Origin of the sequence: Pseudomonas botevensis (genome assembly GCF_019145475.1) — a bacterium.
In the GTDB taxonomy this organism is placed as follows: Bacteria; Pseudomonadota; Gammaproteobacteria; order Pseudomonadales; family Pseudomonadaceae; genus Aquipseudomonas; species Aquipseudomonas botevensis.
On record NZ_JAHTKI010000005.1, the window covers coordinates 224,961 to 245,388 of the forward strand.

Annotated in this window: 22 protein-coding genes; 8 read left to right on the top strand and 14 right to left on the bottom strand. The window is 61.3% G+C overall.

Going from position 1 to position 20,428, the window contains the following annotated elements; translation table 11 throughout:
• Positions 1-76 precede the first annotated feature (76 nt).
• From KVQ74_RS09575 to KVQ74_RS09585, 3 genes are all read left to right on the top strand, one after another.
• Positions 77-313 carry a glutaredoxin family protein gene (locus KVQ74_RS09575; RefSeq protein WP_217830820.1) on the top strand — a complete coding sequence of 79 codons (237 nt, stop codon included), beginning with the start codon at positions 77-79 and terminating at the stop codon, positions 311-313.
• Positions 314-500: 187 nt separating this feature from the next.
• On the top strand, positions 501-818 hold the full coding sequence (locus KVQ74_RS09580; RefSeq protein WP_217830888.1) for a transcriptional regulator: 318 nt from the start codon (positions 501-503) through the stop codon (positions 816-818).
• Positions 819-891: 73 nt separating this feature from the next.
• Positions 892-1,782 (top strand): pseudouridine synthase, encoded by an 891-nt coding sequence (locus KVQ74_RS09585; protein WP_217830821.1) that lies wholly within the window; start codon positions 892-894, stop codon positions 1,780-1,782.
• An 84-nt stretch (positions 1,783-1,866) separates the two neighbouring features.
• Here KVQ74_RS09585 and KVQ74_RS09590 read toward each other — a convergent pair whose 3' ends face one another.
• Both KVQ74_RS09590 and mobA read right to left on the bottom strand, forming a co-directional pair.
• Positions 1,867-2,088 (bottom strand): YgdI/YgdR family lipoprotein, encoded by a 222-nt coding sequence (locus KVQ74_RS09590; protein WP_217830822.1) that lies wholly within the window; start codon positions 2,086-2,088, stop codon positions 1,867-1,869.
• Positions 2,089-2,166: 78 nt separating this feature from the next.
• Positions 2,167-2,766 (bottom strand): molybdenum cofactor guanylyltransferase MobA, encoded by a 600-nt coding sequence (gene mobA / locus KVQ74_RS09595; protein ID WP_217830823.1) that lies wholly within the window; start codon positions 2,764-2,766, stop codon positions 2,167-2,169.
• An 81-nt stretch (positions 2,767-2,847) separates the two neighbouring features.
• Here mobA and moaB point away from each other — a divergent pair, with 81 nt between their 5' ends.
• Complete coding sequence (moaB, locus tag KVQ74_RS09600; protein WP_217830824.1) at positions 2,848-3,387, top strand: molybdenum cofactor biosynthesis protein B; 540 nt, start codon at positions 2,848-2,850, stop codon at positions 3,385-3,387.
• Entirely contained in the window at positions 3,371-4,597 is a 1,227-nt protein-coding gene (locus KVQ74_RS09605; RefSeq protein WP_217830825.1) for a molybdopterin molybdotransferase MoeA, read from the top strand. Before moaB ends, KVQ74_RS09605 begins: the two co-directional genes overlap by 17 nt.
• Positions 4,598-4,651: 54 nt before the next feature.
• Here the strand turns inward: KVQ74_RS09605 and KVQ74_RS09610 are convergent, their stop codons facing one another.
• Positions 4,652-4,960 (bottom strand): hypothetical protein, encoded by a 309-nt coding sequence (locus KVQ74_RS09610; protein ID WP_217830826.1) that lies wholly within the window; start codon positions 4,958-4,960, stop codon positions 4,652-4,654.
• 315 nt (positions 4,961-5,275) lie between these two features.
• On the opposite strand from KVQ74_RS09610, the gene yegS reads away from it, so the two are divergent.
• Complete coding sequence (gene yegS / locus KVQ74_RS09615; RefSeq protein ID WP_217830827.1) at positions 5,276-6,193, top strand: lipid kinase YegS; 918 nt, start codon at positions 5,276-5,278, stop codon at positions 6,191-6,193.
• Here the strand turns inward: yegS and KVQ74_RS09620 are convergent.
• The 3 genes from KVQ74_RS09620 to KVQ74_RS09630 all read right to left on the bottom strand — a co-directional run bounded on the left by KVQ74_RS09620 (position 6,177) and on the right by KVQ74_RS09630 (position 8,674).
• A complete protein-coding gene (locus KVQ74_RS09620; protein ID WP_217830828.1) occupies positions 6,177-6,839 on the bottom strand; it encodes a response regulator transcription factor in 663 nt (220 codons plus the stop codon). The genes yegS and KVQ74_RS09620 overlap by 17 nt on opposite strands.
• A complete protein-coding gene (locus KVQ74_RS09625; RefSeq protein ID WP_217830889.1) occupies positions 6,836-7,729 on the bottom strand; it encodes a sensor histidine kinase in 894 nt (297 codons plus the stop codon). Before KVQ74_RS09625 ends, KVQ74_RS09620 begins: the two co-directional genes overlap by 4 nt.
• A 474-nt stretch (positions 7,730-8,203) precedes the next feature.
• Positions 8,204-8,674 carry a hypothetical protein gene (locus tag KVQ74_RS09630; RefSeq protein WP_217830829.1) on the bottom strand — a complete coding sequence of 157 codons (471 nt, stop codon included), beginning with the start codon at positions 8,672-8,674 and terminating at the stop codon, positions 8,204-8,206.
• Positions 8,675-9,125: 451 nt separating this feature from the next.
• Here KVQ74_RS09630 and KVQ74_RS09635 point away from each other — a divergent pair, with 451 nt between their 5' ends.
• A complete protein-coding gene (locus KVQ74_RS09635) occupies positions 9,126-10,061 on the top strand; it encodes a chemotaxis protein CheV (protein WP_217830830.1) in 936 nt (311 codons plus the stop codon).
• Between the two features lie 106 nt (positions 10,062-10,167).
• A complete protein-coding gene (locus KVQ74_RS09640; RefSeq protein ID WP_217830831.1) occupies positions 10,168-10,974 on the top strand; it encodes an MOSC domain-containing protein in 807 nt (268 codons plus the stop codon).
• A 68-nt stretch (positions 10,975-11,042) separates the two neighbouring features.
• On the opposite strand, the gene ppnP is transcribed toward KVQ74_RS09640, so the two are convergent.
• The 8 genes from ppnP to KVQ74_RS09680 all read right to left on the bottom strand — a co-directional run bounded on the left by ppnP (position 11,043) and on the right by KVQ74_RS09680 (position 20,294).
• Positions 11,043-11,327, bottom strand: coding sequence for a pyrimidine/purine nucleoside phosphorylase (ppnP, locus tag KVQ74_RS09645; protein WP_217830832.1), 285 nt, complete (start codon positions 11,325-11,327; stop codon positions 11,043-11,045).
• A gap of 69 nt (positions 11,328-11,396) precedes the next feature.
• Positions 11,397-11,939, bottom strand: a complete 543-nt coding sequence (locus tag KVQ74_RS09650; protein ID WP_217830833.1) for an exonuclease domain-containing protein — start codon at positions 11,937-11,939, stop codon at positions 11,397-11,399.
• A 69-nt stretch (positions 11,940-12,008) separates the two neighbouring features.
• A complete protein-coding gene (locus tag KVQ74_RS09655; protein ID WP_217830834.1) occupies positions 12,009-13,970 on the bottom strand; it encodes an acetyl/propionyl/methylcrotonyl-CoA carboxylase subunit alpha in 1,962 nt (653 codons plus the stop codon).
• Between the two features lie 49 nt (positions 13,971-14,019).
• Positions 14,020-14,817, bottom strand: coding sequence for an enoyl-CoA hydratase/isomerase family protein (locus tag KVQ74_RS09660; RefSeq protein WP_217830835.1), 798 nt, complete (start codon positions 14,815-14,817; stop codon positions 14,020-14,022).
• The gene (gene atuD / locus KVQ74_RS09665; protein WP_217830836.1) at positions 14,814-15,971 is read right to left on the bottom strand and encodes a citronellyl-CoA dehydrogenase; all 1,158 of its coding nucleotides are present in this window, start codon (positions 15,969-15,971) and stop codon (positions 14,814-14,816) included. The genes KVQ74_RS09660 and atuD overlap by 4 nt, the downstream gene beginning before the upstream one ends.
• 30 nt (positions 15,972-16,001) lie before the next feature.
• On the bottom strand, positions 16,002-17,618 hold the full coding sequence (gene atuC, locus KVQ74_RS09670) for a geranyl-CoA carboxylase subunit beta (protein WP_217830837.1): 1,617 nt from the start codon (positions 17,616-17,618) through the stop codon (positions 16,002-16,004).
• A 3-nt stretch (positions 17,619-17,621) separates the two neighbouring features.
• Entirely contained in the window at positions 17,622-18,491 is an 870-nt protein-coding gene (locus tag KVQ74_RS09675; protein ID WP_217830838.1) for an SDR family oxidoreductase, read from the bottom strand.
• Between the two features lie 12 nt (positions 18,492-18,503).
• Positions 18,504-20,294, bottom strand: a complete 1,791-nt coding sequence (locus tag KVQ74_RS09680) for an acyclic terpene utilization AtuA family protein (protein WP_217830839.1) — start codon at positions 20,292-20,294, stop codon at positions 18,504-18,506.
• Positions 20,295-20,428: the final 134 nt, after the last annotated feature.

Sequence of the window (20,428 nt, forward strand, 5' to 3'; positions counted from 1 at the left end):
CCTTCCGGTCGGGGCGGCTCGACGGGTTTTCGGAGCGGGCCTAGAATAGACGTTCAATTTTTTCGGTTGAGCGCACATGCTTCCTGAATGTCAGCTGTTCGGCACCCTGGGGTGTCATCTGTGTGAAGTCGCTGAAGCCATGTTGATGGAGTTCGTCGAGCACGGGCTGCTGGTGGAGTTGGTGGACATCGCTGACGATGAATCCTGGTTCGAGGCCTACAGTTTGCGGATTCCGGTGCTGCGCCGGATCGACACCGGCGCGGAAATCGGCTGGCCATTCAGTGCCGATCAGGTGGTGGCGTTCCTGCGTTAAGCGTTCCTCTGACAGCGCACAGGCGTTGCGTCTGTCGCCCGTTTGATCCTTCCCTTGGCACCTTCCGGATTATTCGGTTGCTGTATGTGCACACAGTAATCGGGTTGGCCTGCCTTGCCATGCTTTTGGTGACTGGCTCCTTGGTCAAGGAGTCGGCAGGTGAGCCCGGATGTCAGAGGGATGCACCGTGGTCAATGTCCAACAGTTGAAGAACAGCGTAAACCGGATGTCGGTTGACGTGGTGCGCGAGGCCGTCCTCGAGCTGCGCCTGGACGGACTGGTGACAGAGGGCAAGACGCCATTCAACAAGCTGCATTTCAACACCTGTTTCGCTGAAATCGAGGCGTTGTTCCAGCGCGCCGGTTATCACAAACAACTCGATGTCGTCGGCTATCAGGGCCTGCTCTATGCCTTGTATGACCCGGGACGCTGGGAAGCCGTCGAGGTGCTGCGCTGGCTCAAGGAGTTTACCGAGGCAGCGCAGAGATCATCGGTTCCGGCCTGATGCGGATTCCGGGCTAGGTTCGTTTCGTTCCCTGTTGGATAATGCCGGCCTGCATTGAGGGTTCGAGTTTCGTATGTCCACATCAACGTTTTCTGCCGCACAGAATCAGGCCAGCACGCTTCATCTGCCTCCCGGCTCCTGGGTAACCGTACTCGATTGCCTGTGCGCGCATTTCTGTGCAATCAGCCGCGAGCAATGGCTCGACCGGATCGCCCGAGGACGAGTCCTGGACAGCGACGGGCAGCCGATTGCAGTGGATCTGCCGTACAGGGAAGGCCTGCGCATCCACTACTTCCGCGAAGTGCCGGATGAAAAGCCGATTCCGGTCATCGAGTCGATCCTCTACGCGGACGATCATCTGGTGGTGGCGGACAAGCCGCACTTTCTGCCCGTGATCCCGGCGGGCGAGTACGTGGAGCAGACTTTGCTGCGTCGTTTGATCCGCCGCCTGGAGAACCCCAATCTGGTGCCGTTGCACCGTATCGACCGGCATACTGCGGGGCTGGTGATCTTTTCGGCGAATCCGCAAAGCCGTTCCGCGTATCAGTCGCTGTTCCCGAAACGGCAGATTGAAAAACGTTACGAAGCCATTGCCGGCGCCTTGCCGGCGCTGGATTTTCCTCTGCTGCACAAAAGCCGTCTGGTGGACGGCGAACCGTTTTTCCGCATGCAGGAAGTACCGGGTGTGAGCAATACCGAAACCCGTGTGGAGGTTCGGGAAAAAAACGGCGAACTCTGGCGCTATGGCCTGTATCCGGTGACCGGCAAGAGGCATCAGTTGCGGGTACATATGACGGCGTTAGGAGCGAGTATCTGCAATGATCCGTTCTACCCGGAAGTCTTGAAGGGCATCGAGGACGATTACACCAGGCCGCTCAAACTGCTGGCGCAGGGTTTGCGATTCATCGATCCGGTTACGGGGGAGCAGCGCGAATTTGAAAGCCTGATCACGCTGGATTGGTGATTATCGGATTCCCCGCGTTTCTATCGCCCACGAAAAAGCCCGCATGATGCGGGCTTTTTCTGTATCAGGTGCGTCGTAAAAAGCTTACAGCTCTTTAACGGTGCGAATCTGATCCTTGTTGATGCGAGTGCGCTTGCCGTCGAGTTGCTGGAACTCGTAGAAACCGGAGTCTTCATCGTATTTAGGCGTATCGACGGCCTGGATTTCGCGACCGTCATTCAAGGTGATCACTGACGGCGAAGCGCACCCGGCGAGGGTAGCGAGGCCCAGTGCGAGCATGAAAGTGGCGAGGGTCCGTTGAGTCATGAGTGTGTCTCCGAAGGGATAATCTTTTGGTTACTGAGCTTGAGACGTATACAAGGCGTGCAAGTTCCTTGAGTGCTGTCAGTCTGACACAGTGTTGTGCGAGCTTAACAGTTCCGGGGTGTTGAGATTGGCCAGGCGCGGGTCGTTGTCAGGACATTCCAGGGCAGCCGCGCCGAGACTGCGCATGATGCGGCCGGGGCTGCGTTCACCGCTGTTCCAGGCTTCTTCGAACGCGGGCAGGAGTACCAGCGGAATCACGCATAACAGCGGCTCCCAGTGCTGGTCATGACGCAACATTAAAGGTTTTTCAGGTTGACGACTGGCGGCTTCGCGCATGCTTTCCAGCAGGGCGGCGTCGATTCGTGGCACATCGCAGGGCAGGACCAGCAAGTGTGAATGACGTGCGGCTCTCAGGCCGGCGAGGATCCCCGCCAAGGGGCCAGGAAAGTCGCCTTCGTGATCCGACACCAATTGGTCGGCGAAGGGCGCGTAACGATCGAAATTGCGGTTGCAGGAAATGATCAGGTCGTCGGTGAACGGGCGCACCTGGCGTTGCACATGGGCAATCAGTGGCTCGCCCAACCACTCCACGAACCCCTTGTCCTGGCCACCCATGCGTTGGCCGCGTCCTCCGGCCAGGAGCAGAATGGAGCAGGGAGGCAATTGTGTCGTGGTCATTTCAGCTCTCCGTTCGGGCGGCGAAAAAATGGGGCGCTGTGATATAACACCGGGCTGTTTCTCCTACAACTGGACGAGCCTATGAAAGCCAAGGCTGATGTACCTTTCGCGCCGCTCAATATTGCGGTGCTGACTGTAAGCGACACCCGCACCCTGGAAACCGATACCTCGGGCCAGGTCTTCGTCGACCGTCTGACCGCTGCCGGCCATAACCTGGCCGAACGGGTGATGCTCAAAGATGACCTGTACAAAATCCGTGCGCAAGTCGCCACCTGGATTGCCGAAGACGTGGTGCAAGTCGTACTGATCACCGGCGGCACCGGCTTCACAGGCCGCGACAGTACGCCGGAAGCGGTCGCCTGCCTGCTCGATAAACAGGTGGATGGCTTCGGCGAGCTGTTCCGGCAGATCTCGGTGGCCGATATCGGTACCTCCACCGTGCAGTCCCGGGCGCTGGCCGGTCTGGCCAATGGTACGCTGGTCTGCTGCCTGCCGGGGTCAACCAATGCGGTGCGCACCGGTTGGGACGGCATCTTGGCCGAGCAGCTGGATTCGCGGCACCGTCCGTGCAATTTCGTTCCTCATCTGAAACAGGCGGCGCCTTGTGAATCCCGTGGGTAAGCCTGGCAAGACCGGCAGCCTGATGCCGGTCGAAACGGCCCTCGCCAGATTGCTGGAAATGGCTGACGCATCGAGGATCGTCGAGCGTGAGCGGTTGCCGCTGGCGAAGGTTCAGGGCCGGGTACTGGCCGAGGATCTGGTTGCGACGCTGGATCTTCCGCCCTGGCCCAACAGCGCGATGGACGGGTATGCCCTGGCTCTGGCGGACTGGAAGGGCGAACCGTTGCCGGTCAGCCAGAAGGTTTTCGCCGGTCAATTCCCCGAGCCGTTGCAGCCCGGTACCTGTGCGCGGATCTTCACGGGTGCGCCGGTGCCCCAGGGGGCCGATTGTGTCGAGATGCAGGAAAACGCCGAGGTACAGGGCGATGAACGCGTGCGTTTCATCGAACCGATGAAGGCAGGGCAGAACATCAGGCCCCAGGGCCAGGAAACCACGAAGGGGGAGCTGATCCTGACAGCGGGAACCCGGCTCGGCCCGATCGAGCAGGGGCTGGCGGCGTCCCTGGGACGCGCGGAGCTGGACGTGGTACGCAAGGTGCGCGTCGCCGTGTTGTCGACGGGCGACGAGCTGGTGGAACCGGGTCAGGATCTGGGACCCGGACAGATCTACAACAGCAACCGCGTGCTGTTGTGCAGCTGGTTGCAGCGCCTGGGTTGCGAAGTGATCGATGCCGGCATTCTCCCGGATGATCTGCCGACCACTCGCGAGCGCCTCGGCCAGTTGCAGGATGTCGATCTGATCCTGTCCACGGGCGGTGTCTCGGTAGGGGAGGCGGATTTCCTTGGGATTGCCTTGCGCGAAGAGGGTGACCTGGCGCTGTGGAAGCTGGCGATCAAACCCGGAAAACCGCTGACGTTTGGGCATTTTCGCAATGTGCCGGTGATCGGTTTGCCGGGTAACCCGGCGTCGACGCTGGTCACCTTCGCCTTGCTGGCGCGGCCTTATCTGTTGCGGCGTCAGGGGGTTCAGGATGTCGAACCGCTGAAATTCCCGGTGCCGGCAGGCTTTGACTGGCCTGTGGTCGGCAACCGTCGCGAGTATCTGCGCGGGCGCCTGGAGCAGGGGCGGGCCACTGTCTATCGCAATCAAAGCTCTGGCGTCCTGCGCAGTGCCGCGTGGGCCGATGGGCTGGTGGAGGTGCTGGAAGGGCGTACGCTGACCAACGGCGACGAGGTGAATTTCATACCCTTGAGCGACCTCCTGGGCTGAGAGGGTGTGCAAGTGCAGGCTCGGCTGATGCAGTCGACGCCTGCATTTTTGTATTCAAGAGCTCATCAGACCGACGAGCTGATCGAAACGGCTGTTGGCGACCCAGCCCAGCAGGCCCATCACCACGGCAGCCGCACCGGCCGAATAGGCGAGGCGATGCTTGATGGATTTGACGTCCCCGCGGACTTCAGCGAGATCCCTGCAAATGTATTTCAGGTGAGTCTCCAGCTCGGTGATACGAGGTTCCATATCATTTCCTCCAGTGGTTTTAGCGCTGCTTTTGAAGTCGGTTTTATGATTGACGCGGCTTTCGGCAAGTGGCGCGACCGGGCTCACTGGGATTCTGCTTTCATGGCTCGACATGGAAACCGCCACTCACTGTTTTGGCTTCCTGCTGGTATCTGCTGCCATGCGGACTGTTGAAAGTCCTGACGATGTATCCATTCATTTACATGCACATCCTTGCGTGTTTTCAGATAGAAGATTGATACCGCCCGAACAAGGTGAACCAGCGAACAAATCCGGTCAATTGAGCTGATTCGTCAGATTTCGTAAGAAAAAATACCGCTCTGTAGGACGTACAACCCCGAACCCGAATTAATTAAAGGGTTTGAGGCTTTTTTGCGTGCGCCAGTGGTCAACATGTCCCGTTACCAATCAATTGCGGGAGTGACCACAATGAGTGAACGCAGGGCACTGTTGATTCTGCATGGCAAGCAGGCACTCAATGAGGAGGTTCGCGCCGCCGTCGAAGGCAAGCGCAAACAGGGCTGGGAAGTGGCGGTACGACTGACCTGGGAGGCCGGCGACGCCCAGCGCCTGGTCGAGGAGGCGCTGACGGCCGGTTATCGGCAGATCATTGCCGGCGGCGGGGACGGCACGTTGCGCGACATTGCCGAGGCCCTCGCGGCGCATCCGCGCAAGGCCAGTCTGGTGTTGTTGCCGCTGGGAACCGCCAACGATTTTTCCCGTGCGGCGGGGATTCCCCTGGTGCCGGCGCAGGCGCTGGAGCTGTTGGAGGTGGCGCCCCGCGACATCGATCTGGGGGAGGTCGGCGGGCAGATTTTTCTGAACATGGCCACCGGTGGTTTCGGCAGCCAGGTCACGGCCAATACTTCAGAGGATTTGAAAAAAGTCCTCGGTGGCGCGGCCTATCTGTTCACCGGTCTGTCGCGATTCAGTGAACTGCATGCCGCGTACGGAGAGCTGCAAGGCCCGGACTTCCACTGGAGTGGCGAGCTGCTGGCGCTGGGTATCGGCAACGGGCGTCAGGCCGGGGGAGGGCATGTCCTGTGTCCGCAGGCCCTGGCCGATGATGGCTTGCTGGACATCAGTATCCTGCCGGCGCCACAGGAGCTCGTCGGGACTTTGAAAAACCTGCTGAGCGACGGTTTCGGCCTCGACAACATGTTTGTCCGCACCCGCTTGCCCTGGGTTGAAATCAAGGTGGCCGAAGGGCTTTATATCAATCTGGATGGCGAACCGCTGGAGGGCGACAGCCTGCGGTTCGAGGTGCGTCCCGGGGCGTTGCAGGTGCATTTGCCGCAGGATTCGCCACTACTGCTGGCCCGGCAGGCGCTCAATCGTCGAGGCTGATGATCTGTTCCCTGACGGCGAAAAGCACCAGGCCCGCCACATCGTAGATCTGCAGGCGCTTCATGATCTGCGAGCGGTGGGTTTCCACGGTCTTGATGCTCAGGCCCAGGCCGTGGGCGATTTCCCGGGTGGACTTGCCGCGCACGATCAGGCGCAGGATTTCCAGCTGGCGCGCCGTCAGGTTGTGTGATTCGGCGGTTTCCGGCTGGTTTTTCTGGTTGTTGCGGGTCAGGGCCTGATTGATCACCGTATGCGCGATCGCCGGGCTCAGGTAGCGCTCGTTGTTGCGCAGCGCTTCCAGCGCATGCTCGAGTTCGGTGGCGGTAGTGTCCTTGAGCAGGTAGCCATGGGCGCCGGATTCCAGCGCCTGCATGATCAGCGCCGGATCGGTGTGCATCGAAAGAATCAGCACCTTGCTCTGCGGGCGGACGCGTCGCAGTTGTTGCAAGGCCTGCAAGCCGCTGGTTTCTTTCATGGAGATATCCAGCAACACAATATCGGGGACCAGTTGCTCGACCATTTCGAGCAGCTGCGAGCCATCGTTGGCCTCGCCGATTACCGCGTAACCGGGAATATCCAGTACCAGAGCGCGCACGCCGGCCCTGATCAGCGAGTGGTCATCCACCAGAAGTAAGTTACAAGTCAACGCAGAACCTTATTCGTGCTGGCCCGCTCGAGTGCCCGGGGCGCCCAGGGGAAAAGTGCTTCGATTCGAGTGCCTTTGCCCGGTTCGCTGATCACGTTCAAGGTGCCACCCAATTGTTCGATCCGTTCGGCCATCCCGGCCATGCCCCGTTGTCCTTCCCGCCCGGGGTTGGCGGCTGGCGCGAAGCCCTGGCCGTCATCGCTGATCATCAGGGTCAAGCCTTGGGGCAGGCGTTGCACGCGGATCAGCAGATTCTGGGCCTGGGCATGGCGCAGGATATTGGTAACAGCTTCCTGGGCAATACGAAATGCGGCAACCGCCATTTCCTCGGGAATGCCGTTCAGACGCTGCTGGCAGTCCAGGCTCCAGTTCACCGACGTATTGGTCAATGTCTTGAGCAGGTGCGCGCGCAGGCTGGCTTCCAGGCCGAGGCTGGTCAGCTGGCGCGGGTTGAGAATGGCTGACACGTCGCGGACTTTGTTCAGGGTTTCGTCCAGCGTCTCGCAGAGTGCCGAACTCTGTTCCTGCAAGTCTTCGGGGAGGCGGCGTTTCAACCATTCGCTTTGCAGTTTGGCGGCGGTCAGCAGTTGGCCGATATCGTCGTGCAGTTCACGGCTGAGACGATGACGCTCGTTCTCCTGGACTTGCAACAAGCGATCGGCGAGCTCCTGCGGCTGGAACTTGATCGACTTGCGTGACAAGCGATGCTGCACCCAGACGCTGCTGGCGGCAGCCACATTGAGCAGCAGCAGGCCGAGCGAGAGTTGGGCGGACAGACTGTAGGTCAGCACGCAGCCAAGGGCGGAACCCAGACATAGCAGCAGGGTGAACCGGCGTGCGTTTTCTCGTGAGGGTTGCCATTTGGCGATTGACTTGAGGCTGGCGTGCATAACGGATGGAGCCAATGGATGTTCGCTGCGGGCAGAGCGGCCTGGATGGCTGGCGGGTCTCTGAATGAAAAAACTGTCACTTATGTTGTTGGAATCAATACGGTTAAGTGATCGACAGTCAAATGAAAACTTCTCTGCAGACATATCACTGAAATCACTGTGCCATTAATTGAGAGCAACTAGCGGGCGGCATAATACCACTTAAGATACCGTCGGTCGCGTTTACCCAATATGTCCATGGGGTCAGGAAAATCGCCACATTGGACGTCAGTTCCACAATGGAAAAAGTTGGATTGTTCGATAGATATCGAGGTTGCCGGAAGTTGTATTTTTATACACAGGCAAACCCTGATACGGCCGGAAAAATTCGGCGTTCGTTCGGGCTGATTATTTTTTTGAGTTTGTCGCGGGCAGGCATGAATTATTCAATTGCGACATTTACGGTTGAAGCAGAAGTGTCTCAAGTGCACCTGATTACGCTTGGCGCTCCGAGTAGGCCACCAGGGCCAGTGGCTTGACGCTGAGTGGCAGCTGAATCTGGCTCTGTCCGACCTGAAAGGCAAAGGCTTCGATCAACGAGCATTGTTCGCTTTCGTCGAGGCTCAGTTGGCCAGTGTTGTGGTCGACCAGTTCCAGTTGCCAGGCCATCAGCGTGAAACAGTCTTTCAACGCTGCCAGCGCTTGGGTATGAAGGTCGACGTGGTCCACCGCCTGGTTCAGCAACTGGTGAATGTGCAGCGAAAACTCGGAAACCGCCTCCAGCGCCAGAGCTTTTGCCTTGTGCGCAAGTTTCAGGAGGGTGCTGAGCATGCAGTCGATGGCGTCCTTGTCGTTGCTGATCAATTGCAAATGGCTGAGGCATTCTTCGGACTTGGCCAGGAGTGTTTCAGCCTCGGCAAGAAACTCGGGGAACCGCTGTGCCCAGTCTTTGTGCTCGTTCGGCATGCTTATCTCCACCACGTCATGTCTGATGAGGGAATGCCGTGTGTGCCGACGATCATGAACCGTCGTGAGATCGCGCCCCGGTGTGCAATGGCACGGACCTGGGGTTTCAAGAGGAGGTGTTTCCACTGACCTGCGATCGCACACAATAGCCTGACTCCGTTCATGCAATGAGAATGGCGTCACATTAATGGCTATTGGATATTGCGAACATCAGGTTGGGCCTGATTGTTACTAGGGGAATCCCCTAGGCGCAGGAACCTTCGGCGCAAACCGGGGTCGCGTCGGAGAGAATGTAGCAGATGATTTCACCGAGCCAGTAAAGCATGATGTTAATGTGACATCAATGCCCGTTCATGGCATTTTGTTAGTGATTTGTGACGGGATCAAGATCTTCCGGATCCAGCCGATAACCCCCAATAGTGAATTCATCAGTACAAGCCCAGGAGTCATGATGGCCGGCATTCTCGACACGGTAGACCAACGCACGCAACTGGTGGGTGAGAATCGCCTGGAAATTCTCATGTTTCGACTGGCAGGACGCCAATTGTTCGCGATCAACGTGTTCAAGGTTCAGGAAGTCCTGCAACTGCCGAAGCTGACCCTGATGCCCCAGCGTCACCCGTTCGTCTGCGGCGTGGTCAACCTGCGCGGGCAGACCTTGCCGGTGATCGACCTGTCCCAGGCCATCGGCATGCGTCCGCTGGTGCCGGGGCCGAACAGCACGATCATCGTCACTGAATACAACCGTTCGGTGCAGGCATTCCTCGTCGGTGGCGTCGACCGCATCGTCAACATGAATTGGGAAGCCATCCTGCCGCCGCCGACCAGCGCCGGCCGCCAGCATTACCTGACCGCCATCAGCAAGGTCGACGATCAACTGGTGGAAATCATCGACGTGGAAAAAGTCCTCGCCGAAATCGTCCCGTACAACGCCAAGGTTTCCCGCGACAAACTCGACGATCCGGTGCTGGAGCGCGCCCGTGGCCGTGAAGTGCTGCTGGTGGACGACTCCAACGTTGCGCTGTCGCAACTGCGCGACACCCTCGGCCAGTTGGGGGTGAAGATGCACATTGCCAGCGACGGCCTGAAGGCGCTGAACATGCTCAAGGCCTGGGCCGACACCGGGGTGAACATGACCGACAAGCTGTTGATGGTCTTCACCGACGCCGAGATGCCGGAAATGGACGGCTATCGCCTGACCACCGAAATCCGCAACGACCCGCGCCTGCGTGGTTTGTACGTGGTGCTGCACACTTCGCTGTCCGGCAGCTTCAACGATTCGATGGTGAAGAAGGTCGGTTGCGACAACTTCCTGTCCAAATTCCAGCCGGACAAACTGGTCGATGTGGTGCGCCAGCGCCTGATGCTCGACGCCGTACCGGCCTGATAGCCGGTGGGAGCGACGGACTCGCTCCCACCGGTTTCTTTTCAGTCTTTGATTCGCCCATGAAGCTCGTATAGGGTGGCGTTTTTGACCCACCAGGGAGCTGGCCATGCTGCGTCTGAGCGCGCTTTATCGTTACCCGTTGAAATCCGGCAAGGGCGAGGTCCTGCAAGGGATCGGCCTGGACAAACTGGGGCTTGAGGGGGATCGACGCTGGATGCTGGTGGACGAGGCCAGCGGACGTTTCCTGACCCAGCGCGCCGAAGCGAAGATGAGCCAGTTGTCAGCGCTGTGGAATGCCGACGGTGGCCTGACGCTCAGTGCGCCGGGGCATTCGGCGCTGGATATCGCCTTGCCCGAAAGCGATGCCGAGCTGCGTGGCGTGACTATCTGGCGCGACACCCTGCGTGTGCCGGATGCCGGTGACGAAGCGGCCCGATGGGTCAGCGACTTCCTCGGCAAGCCGACCCGTCTAGTGCAAGTGCCGCTGGAGCGCGCCCGCACCACCCAGGCCGGATATGGCAAGGATGACGATCAGGTGGCGTTCGCCGATGGCTTTCCGTTGCTGCTGATTGGCGAGGCGTCGTTGCAACATTTGTCGCAGGAGGTCGGGCGGCCGCTGGAAATGCTGCGTTTCCGGCCGAACCTGGTGATCGAGGGCAGCGAAGCCTACGGCGAGGATGGCTGGAAGCGGATCCGCATTGGCGATGTCGAGTTTCGGGTGGTCAAGTCCTGCTCGCGCTGCATTCTTACCACGATCGATCCGCAGACCGGCGAGCGCAGCGCCGACCGAGAGCCGTTGGCGACCCTGCAGAAAACCCGCGCCGAGGCTGATGGTGCGATGTTCGGGCAGAATCTGGTCAACGACAGCAATGGTCGTCTGGAAGTCGGGATGGCGGTCGAGATCCTTGAATAATCGGTAACGGAAACGAAAATGCCCGTGTCCTTGGACACGGGCATTTTTTTGCCGCGAGAGCCGTGGGCTCAGCCGCGATACTCGCACAGGTAAGCGGTGTCGACCGCAACCTTAAGCTGGAACTTGCTGTTGGCCGGGACGTTGAACTGGCTGCCGGCGGCGAAGGTTTCCCAGTCGTTGCTGTCTGGCAGCTTGACGGTCAGTGCACCGGAAACAACGTGCATGATTTCACGCTGACTGGTGCCGAATTCGTATTCGCCCGGGGCCATGACGCCGATGGTCGCCGGACCGTCAGCGGTGCCAAAGGCGATCGACTTGACGGTGCCGTCGAAGTACTCGTTGACTTTAAACATGGGCGATTCCTCGAAAAGGGCTAAAAAGGGCCGGCCAGTATGCCCAAGGCTTCCGGTGCCGTCACGCCCCTAAAGCGGTAGCACCAGCGGCAGCAGCCGCGCGGTATTGCGGGCGTCTTCCAGTGCCCGATGCTGCTGGCCGTTGAACTGCATGCCGGCCAGTTGCAGCGCGCCGTTGAGCCCCATCGGTCGTTCGAGGCGCCGGGCCTTGGCAAAGCGCTGTTTGAGATTCATGTGCGGGACACGGCTCAACGCGCTGTCGAGTTGCAGGCGCTGCCATTCCTGGAGCAACTGCCTGCGGTCGTAATCGCCCCAACTGGCCCAACCTTCGAGCCGCGTCTGGTGCTGGCCGAGCCAGCGCTCGAACGCCGGCCAGACTTCGCCCAGCGGTTGCGCGGTGTCGATGTTGGCCTGGGTGATGTGCGTCAGCTCCCGACAGAACGGCGTCAGCAGCGGACGGCGCGTCGGTTTGACGAAGCGTTGAAAGTGATCCTGTTCGCGACCGGCCCGATCCACCAGGGTGGCACCGATTTCGATGATTTCCATGTCCGTAACCGGCCAGCCACCTTCGTCGGTGGTGGCTTCCAGATCAATGACCAGCCAATGGGGCATCGCAGGGTTCCTGATATACGCGTTCTGATAGTCAGAGCGTAGTCAAACCTTGCGGATGCGCCCGGCGACTCACTCGACCTGCAACAGAACCTGACGATTTTTCACCTGATCGCCGACCTTGACCTGCACCCGCTTGAGTACGCCGTCGATGCCGGCCTTGAGCGGGTGCTCCATTTTCATCGCTTCCAGCACCACCAGCAGTTGCCCTTTGCTGACCGGGCTGCCTTCGCTGACCAGCACGTCGACAATGGCACCGTCCATCGGCGCCTTCAAGGTGCCGGAGCTGACGCTGCTCTGACTGCCGATCACCGCATGAGTTCGATCCACCAGCCGCAGGCTGCCGGGACGGGTGAACAACCAGAGTTGTCCATCATCAAGACGATAGGCATGGCGTTGGCGCACACCGTCGATTTCCAGGAGGGCCGAGCGCTCGTCGTGGGCGAGCAGTTTGAGCGCCAGCGTGCGGTCGGCCACGCGCACCTCGAACGCGCCCTGCGCTCCGGCGAGCAGTTGCACGTTCCAGTCCTGATCTTCCAGGCCCAGCCGATACCGCAGCGGCACGCTGGCGGTGTTGCGCCAGCCGTTCAGTGGCGCGCGGTGCGCCTGGGCCGTGCCCTGATAAAACAGCAGCGCCGCGATGGCCAGTTCCTCGGCATTGGGCGCATACGCCTGCAGGCAAGGGTGATCGGCGAAGTACTGAGGGATGAAAGCGGTGCTGAATTCGCCACGGATGAATTGTGGATGTTGCAGCAGATGGGTCAGCAGGCGCTGATTGCTGTGCAGACCCAGCAGAACGCTGTCCTGTACCGCGCGCAGCAGTTTGCGCCGGGCCTCTTCGCGAGTCGCGCCGTGGGCGATCAGTTTGCCGAGCATCGGGTCGTAGAACGCGCTGATCGACTGGCCTTCACGCAGGCCATGGTCAATCCGGGTGCCCTCGTGCAAGGCCGGCTCCCAGGCTTCGACCCGGCCGGTCTGCGGTAGAAAACCCTGTGCCGGATCTTCGGCGTAGAGGCGCACCTCCATGGCATGGCCGTTGAGTTGCACCTGATCCTGGGTCAACGGCAGCGGCTGTCCTTCGGCGATGCGTAATTGCCACGCCACCAGATCCTGCCCGGTGATCAACTCGGTCACCGGATGCTCGACTTGCAGGCGCGTGTTCATCTCCAGAAAGTAGAAGCGGCCACGGCCATCGAGCAGAAACTCCACGGTGCCGGCACCGACGTAGTTCACCGCCCGCCCGGCCTTGAGCGCCGCTTCGCCCATCGCCTGGCGCAGCTCGGCGGTCATGACCGGGCAGGGCGCTTCCTCGATGACTTTCTGATGACGGCGCTGGATCGAGCAGTCGCGCTCGCCGAGGTAAAGCAAATGCCCGTGGTGGTCGCCAAACAACTGCACCTCGACATGGCGCGGTTCGATCAGCGCCTGTTCGAGGATCAGTTCATCACTGCCGAAACCGTTCAGCGCCTCGGAGCGCGCCGTACGCAGTTGCGCCGGCAGTTCATCGGCGTTGTGTACCAGACGCATGCCACGTCCGCCGCCGCCGGCGCTGGCCTTGATCATCAGCGGATAACCAATGCGTTCGGCTTCGCGCAGCAAGGTCGCATCATCCTGTTCGGCGCCTTGATAACCGGCAATGCACGGCACGCCGGCTTCAAGCATGGCGATTTTCGACAGGCGTTTGCTGCCCATCAGCTCAATGGCCTCCGCGCTGGGGCCGATGAAGGTCAGCCCCGCTTGTTCGCAGGCGCGGGCAAACTCGGCGTTTTCCGAGAGGAAACCATAGCCGGGGTGGATCGCATCGGCACCGCTGCGCCGGGCGGCATCGAGGATGGCCGGAATATTGAGGTAGGACTGTTGCACCGGTGCCGGGCCGATGTTCACCGCTTGATCGGCCATCTGTACATGCAACGCGTCGGCATCGGCCTCGCTGAACACGGCGACGGTGCGATAGCCCAGGGCCTGGGCCGTGCGCTGGATGCGACAGGCGATTTCACCGCGATTGGCAATCAGGATTTTGTGGATGGCGGGCATGGTGGCTTTCCTGGAAGTGGGCGGTGAATGGATTGGCTTCCCACGGGGGTTACGAGGCCCACCGAGGCTTGCGCTTCTGCACGAACGCCATGGTTCCCTCGATTCCCTCAGCCCCCGTCACCGCCGCGCTGAACCACTGCGCCGCGTCATCCAGTAACTGGCTCGAAGGCTGGGCGGCACTGGCCAGCAGCAGTTTCTTGGTCATGGCATTGGCTTCGGGTGCGCAACACAGAACGTGCTGCAGCACCTCATCCAGGCGTTCGGCCAGGGTTTGCGGATCCTCCTCGACAAAATGCACCAGCCCCATGCGTCGTGCGTGCGTGCCGTCGAAACGCGCAGCGGTCAGCGCCAGGCGCCGGGTTTCGGTGAGGCCGATCCGCTGCACCACGAACGGCGCGATCTGCGCCGGCAGCAGGCCGAGGCTGGTTTCCGGCAGGCCGAATTGCGCCTGATGATCGGCGATGGCGATGTCGCTGACACACGCCAGACCGAACCCGCCGCCAAGCACCGCCCCTTGCAGCACGGTGATCAGCACTTGCGGCGCGTGTTGTGCTTCTTCCAGCAGGGCACCGAAGGCGCGGTTCAACTCGCGATAGGCATCGGCGCCCCGGGTGCGGGCGCTGGCCATGTCCTTGATGTCGCCACCGGCGCAGAAGTGCCCGCCGGCGCCGCTGAGCACCAGTGCGCGCACGCCTCTGTCGTCGCGCGCTGCCGCCAGCACGCTGCGCAGTTCCGCGACCATTTGCAGGCTCATGGCGTTGCGACTGTCGGGGCGATTGAGGGTGATGTGCAGCACGCCGTTATGGGATTCGAGCAGCAGCGTCTGGCAATCGGGCAGGGGGCTCATTTCTTTTTCCCCGGCAGGATGCCCATCAGTTTGCAGATGATCCCCAGCATGATTTCGTCGGCGCCGCCGCCAATCGACACCAGCCGCACGTCGCGGTAGGCGCGGGCCACCGGGTTGTCCCACATGAAGCCCATGCCGCCCCAATATTGCAGGCAACTGTCGCTGACTTCGCGGCCGAGGCGCCCGGCCTTGAGCTTGGCCATCGATGCCAGTCGCGTGACGTCCTGGCCTTTCACGTATTGCTCGGTGGCCTGGTAGACCAGCGCCCGCAGGCATTCGATTTCGGTCTGCAACTCGGCGAGGCGGAAATGGATCACCTGATTGTCGATCAGCGCGTTACCGAAGGTCTTGCGTTCCTTGCAGTACTCGATGGTGCTGTCGACGCAATATTCCAGGCCCTTGATCATGTTTGCCGCGCCGAACAGCCGCTCTTCCTGGAATTGCAGCATCTGCATCATGAAGCCGGCGCCCTCATGGCCGATGCGGTTGCGCTGGGGCACGCGCACGTTGTCGAAAAACACCTGGGCGGTTTCCGAGCTGCGCATGCCGAGCTTGTCCAGGTGCGAGCTGAGGCTGATGCCGGGGCTGTTCATCGGCACCATGATCAGCGATTTGTTGACGTGCGGCTTGTCATCGGATGTGTTCGCCAGCAGGCAAATGAAGTCGGCGCTCGGCGAGTTGGTGATCCACATCTTGCTGCCGTTGATCACGTAGTCGTCGCCGTCCTTGCGCGCGGTGGTTTTCAGTCCGGCGACGTCGGAGCCGGCCCCGACTTCCGAGACGCCGATGCAGCCGACCTGTTCGCCGGTGATCGCCGGACGCAGGAACTCTTCGCGCAATTCATCGGAGCCGAAGCGGGCAAGGGCGGGGGTACACATGTCGGTCTGCACCCCGATCGACATCGGAATCCCGCCGCAATGAATGGTGCCGAATTCTTCGGCGGCGACGATCGAATAGCTGTAGTCGAGGCCCATGCCACCGAACTTTTCCGGTTTGGAGATCCCCAGCAGGCCGAGGTCGCCGGCCTTGCGGAAGATCTCGTGGATCGGAAAACGCCCGGCCTTTTCCCAGGCCTCGACGTGGGGGTTGATCTCGTGCTCGACGAATTGGCGGACGGTGCGGCGCAGTGCTTCGTGTTCCGGGGTGACGATCATTTTTTATTGTTCTCCTGAAATCCGTGGCAGTTAGAACCGGCTCACGCCGAAGCTGTTGGGTTGCAGCGCACGTACGTCGGCTTCGTGGCACAGGTCCAGCAGATAGCCGAGCAGGGTGCGGGTGTCGCGGGGGTCGATCAGGCCGTCGTCCCACAGGTTGGCACTGCCGTAGAGAGCGGTGGACTGGCTGTCGAGCTTCTGCGCGGTGACCTGTTCCAGCATGTCGAGCATTTTCGGGTCGGGCTCCAGGCCATCCTTGAGCTGCCTGGCTTCGGTGACGATGCGCAATACCTTGCCGGCCTGGGCGCCGCCCATGACGGCGGTGCGGCTGTTGGGCCAGGCGAAGATGAATCGCGGATCGAGGCCGCGTCCGCACATCGCATAGTTGCCGGCGCCATAGGAGCCGCCCACGACGATGGTCAGTTTCGGCACCCGGGCGTTGGCCACCGCTTGAATCAGTTTCGAGCCGTGCTTGATCACGCCTTGTTGTTCTGACTCGGTGCCGACCATGAACCCGGTGGTGTTGTGGAAAAACAGCAGCGGCGTCTGGCTCTGGTCGCAGAGCTGAATGAACTGCGCCGCCTTGCTCGCGCCATTGGGGGTGATCGGGCCGTTGTTGCCGATGAAGCCGCAGGCCCGACCGTGGATTTTCAGGTGGCCGCACAGGGTCTGTTGATCGAACTCGCCCTTGAACTCCAGAAAGCGTGATTCGTCGGCGATCCGTGCAATGATTTCGCGTGCGTCGTAGGGCTTTTTCGGATCGTCGGGAATCAGCCCGAGCAATTCGTCGATGGGGTAGAGCGGTTCTTTATATTGTGGCTCGGGCAACCACGGCAGTTGCTCGTTCCAGTTCAACAGGCTGACGATTTCCCGTACCTGACGCACGCCGTCGGCATCGTTCTCGGCCAGGTATTCGGCGGTGCCGGCCACCTGCGCGTGCATTTCGGCGCCGCCCAGTTCTTCATCGGTGGCGACTTCGCCGGTGGCGGCCTTGAGCAGCGGCGGGCCGGCCAGGAACAGCTTGGCCTTGCCGCGCACCACCACCACGTAATCCGACAGCCCCGGCTGATAGGCGCCGCCAGCGGTGGCCGAACCATGTACCACGGTGATTTGCGGCAGGCCCATGGCGGACATCCGCGCCTGATTGGCAAAGCTGCGCGCGCCTTCGACGAAAATCTCCGCCGCGTAGTTGAGGTTGGCGCCGCCGCTTTCGGCGAGGGTAATGACCGGCAGTTTGTTTTCCTGGGCGATCTGTTGCAGGCGCAGGGATTTTTTCAGGCCGGCGGGCGAGATGGTCCCGCCCTTGATCGCGCTGTTGTTCGCCACCACCAGCGCCCGCACGCCGGACACGTAGCCGATACCGGCGATCAAGCCTCCACCGGCAGCGCTGCCGTCCTTGTCGTCATGCAACTTGTAACCGGCGAGGCTGGCGAGTTCCAAGAAGGGCGAGCCGGGGTCTAGCAGCAGGTTCAGACGCTCGCGAGGCAGCAGTTGGCCGCGCTTGTCGAATTTCGGTTTGGCTTCGGCGGCTTTGTTCAGCAGGTTCTGCTCGAGTTGCTGCACATGCTCGATGGCCGCGAGCATCGCCGCGCGATTGCGGGCAAACGTTTCGCTGTGGGGATCGAGTTGGGACTGGATCTGCGGCATGGCTTACTCCTTGTCCTTGAGCACGTCCGGCAAAAACGCGCGGTGGAAACCGTTGAACGATTCGCTGTGGGTCGCCTTGTGCAGCGGCCAGGCGCGACTGCCGAGACTCGCCGCGCCGTCGATGCGCAAGGTGCTGCCGCTGATGAATGCCGCCGCCGGGCTGAGCAGAAACACGATGGCCGCGCTGACCTCCGACTCGGTGCCGATGCGCTTGAGCGGCACCTGTTCGCGCAGGGTCGGGATCACCGCTTTGAATGCGCCTTCGTAAGTGTCCATGCCACTGGAGGCGATCCATCCCGGCGCCACCGCGTTGACCCGCACTCCCGCATGGCCCCACTCGAATGCGGCGGTCTTGGTGAAGTTGTCCATACCCGAGCGTGCGGCGCCGGAATGGCCCATGCCGGGCATGCCGCCCCACATGTCGGCGAGCATGTTGACGATGTTGCCGCCGTGTTTGCTCATGGATTGGTTGAACACTTCCCGGGCCATCAGGAAGCCGCCGACCAGATTGGTGCGCAGCACGGTTTCGAAACCTTTCTGATTGATCGACGCCAACGGCGACGGATACTGGCCGCCGGCATTGTTGACCAGGCCGTGGATGGGCCCGTGCTCGTGGATCAGCTCGGCAACCAGTTGCTTCACGGCTTCTTCATCGCGAATGTCGCAGGCCTTCCAGTACGCGCGACCACCGTCCTCGGCAATTTCGGCGGCGACCCGCTGGAGCTTTTCCGCTTTGCGCCCGACCAGCACCACGGTGGCCCCGAGCGCCGCCAGTTCATGGGCGGTACACCGGCCGATGCCGCTGCCGCCACCGGTGACGATGAGAGTCTGGCCGCTGAACAGATCGGCTCGGAAAATCGATTCATACGCCATGCTGGCCATCCTCTAGTCGAACTGTTCGGCGATGCTCTGCGGCACCGGGATCTGGATTTCCAGCAGTTGCTGGGCGAAAGCCTTGCCTTGCGGATCGATGCGCAGACTGGCCACGCCACCGCCGCCGAGGGCGTTTTCCAGGAGGAAATTCAGGCTGTGGGTGCCGGGCAGATACCAGCGCTCGACCCGCCCGTGGAGCGGGTCGAGGACGTGGCGCATCCAGTCGACGACCACCGCCGGGGTCAGCGCTTCGGCGATCCACGGCAAGTATTCCGGCCGCCGTGGCATCACCCCGATGTTGCTGTGATTACCCTTGTCGCCAGAGCGTGCCACGGCCAGTTTCACCAGGGCCACGCTGGCGTCGGCGCGACCGTGGGGCTTGGGCGGTTCATGGGGCAGGGGCAGCTCCTGGCTGTCGAGCGCGGCAGCGTCGGGGAGGGTGAAGGGATGGTGCTCACCGGCGATGTCGATGTGCAGGGTGCAGGCGCTTTTGTCGACGAGGAACGAGAACAGCCGGATCAGCGGATACACCGTTGGCCGGCCGCCGACGATTCCGGTCAGTCCCGGGGCCATGCCGGTGGCGGCCTGGGCGATTTCCCGGGAGAACAGGATCAGCGCCTGCCTGTGCGGATGACGGACCGCCAGTTTGATCACCACTTCACGGCTGTCGCGACGCTGGCCGTGGGGGCCGTAGGTGGCTTCGCTGCCGAGCAGTTCGATGTGGGTTTCGCTGTAGGGTCCCCAGCCGCGCTGTTCAAGCATTTCCGAGGTTTTGCCGAGGATCGCCTGACTGACACGCCGGGCCTTGTCCACCGCATCGATGCCGGCGATCAGGCAACTGGCGGAGCAGCGAAAACCGTCCGGATACGTGGCGCTGACCTTGTATTTGTCGCTGGGCGGCAGGCCTTTGGCGCCGTGGACCCGTACGGCATTCAGGCCTTGTTGCTGAAGTTTGACCTGGCTGAAATCGCACACCACATCAGGCAACAGATACGCCTGGGGATCGCCGATTTCATACAGCATCTGTTCGCCGACTGTCAGCGGTGTGACCAGCCCGCCCGAGCCTTCGGGCTTGCTGACGATGAAGTGGCCGTCGGCGCTGACCTCGACGATCGGGAAGCCGATGTGCTCATAGTCCGGGACGTCACGCCAGTCGGTGAAGTTGCCGCCGGTGCATTGTGCGCCGCATTCGATGATGTGCCCGGCCAGGGCGGCCTGGGCGAGTTTGTCGAAGTCGTGCCATGACCAGCCGAATTCATGCACCAGCGCGGCGCTGACCACTGCGCTGTCGACCACCCGCCCGGTGATGACGATGTCGGCACCCAGGCGCAGGGCCTCGACGATGCCCGGCGCGCCGAGGTAGGCGTTGGTCGAAACGCACACCGGCGGCAACGGGGCGCCGCTGAACATTTCCGTGATGCCTTGATTGGCGAGTTGTTTGAGTTGCGGTTGCAGGTCGTCGCCCAGCAGCACGGCGATTTTCAGGTCAATCCCGGCCGCGTCGCAGGCCGCTTGCAAGGCGGCGGCGCAGGCCTGTGGATTGACTCCGCCGGCGTTGCTGATGACGCGGATGCGTTGCTCGGCCAGTTGCGGCAGCAGGGGCGTGAGGACGTCGATGAAGTCGCTGGCGAATCCGGTCCGGGGATCTTTCATCCGGGCGCCGGCCATGATCGACAGGGTGATTTCCGCCAGGTAGTCGAACACCAGATAGTCCAGTCGACCGGCGTCCACCAGTTGCGCGGCAGCGGTCGAGGTATCACCCCAGAATGCACTGGCGCATCCGATGCGCACGGTAGTTGGCATTTTTATCTCCGACACAGGCACCTCCGACAGAAGTGCTTCGAGACTACCAAGCAAGCGCTTGGTTTGTAAACGACTGAAATAATCTTCTGCCCGAGCGCTTGCTTGGTTACCGGCGGCGGCTTAAATTGCCCGCG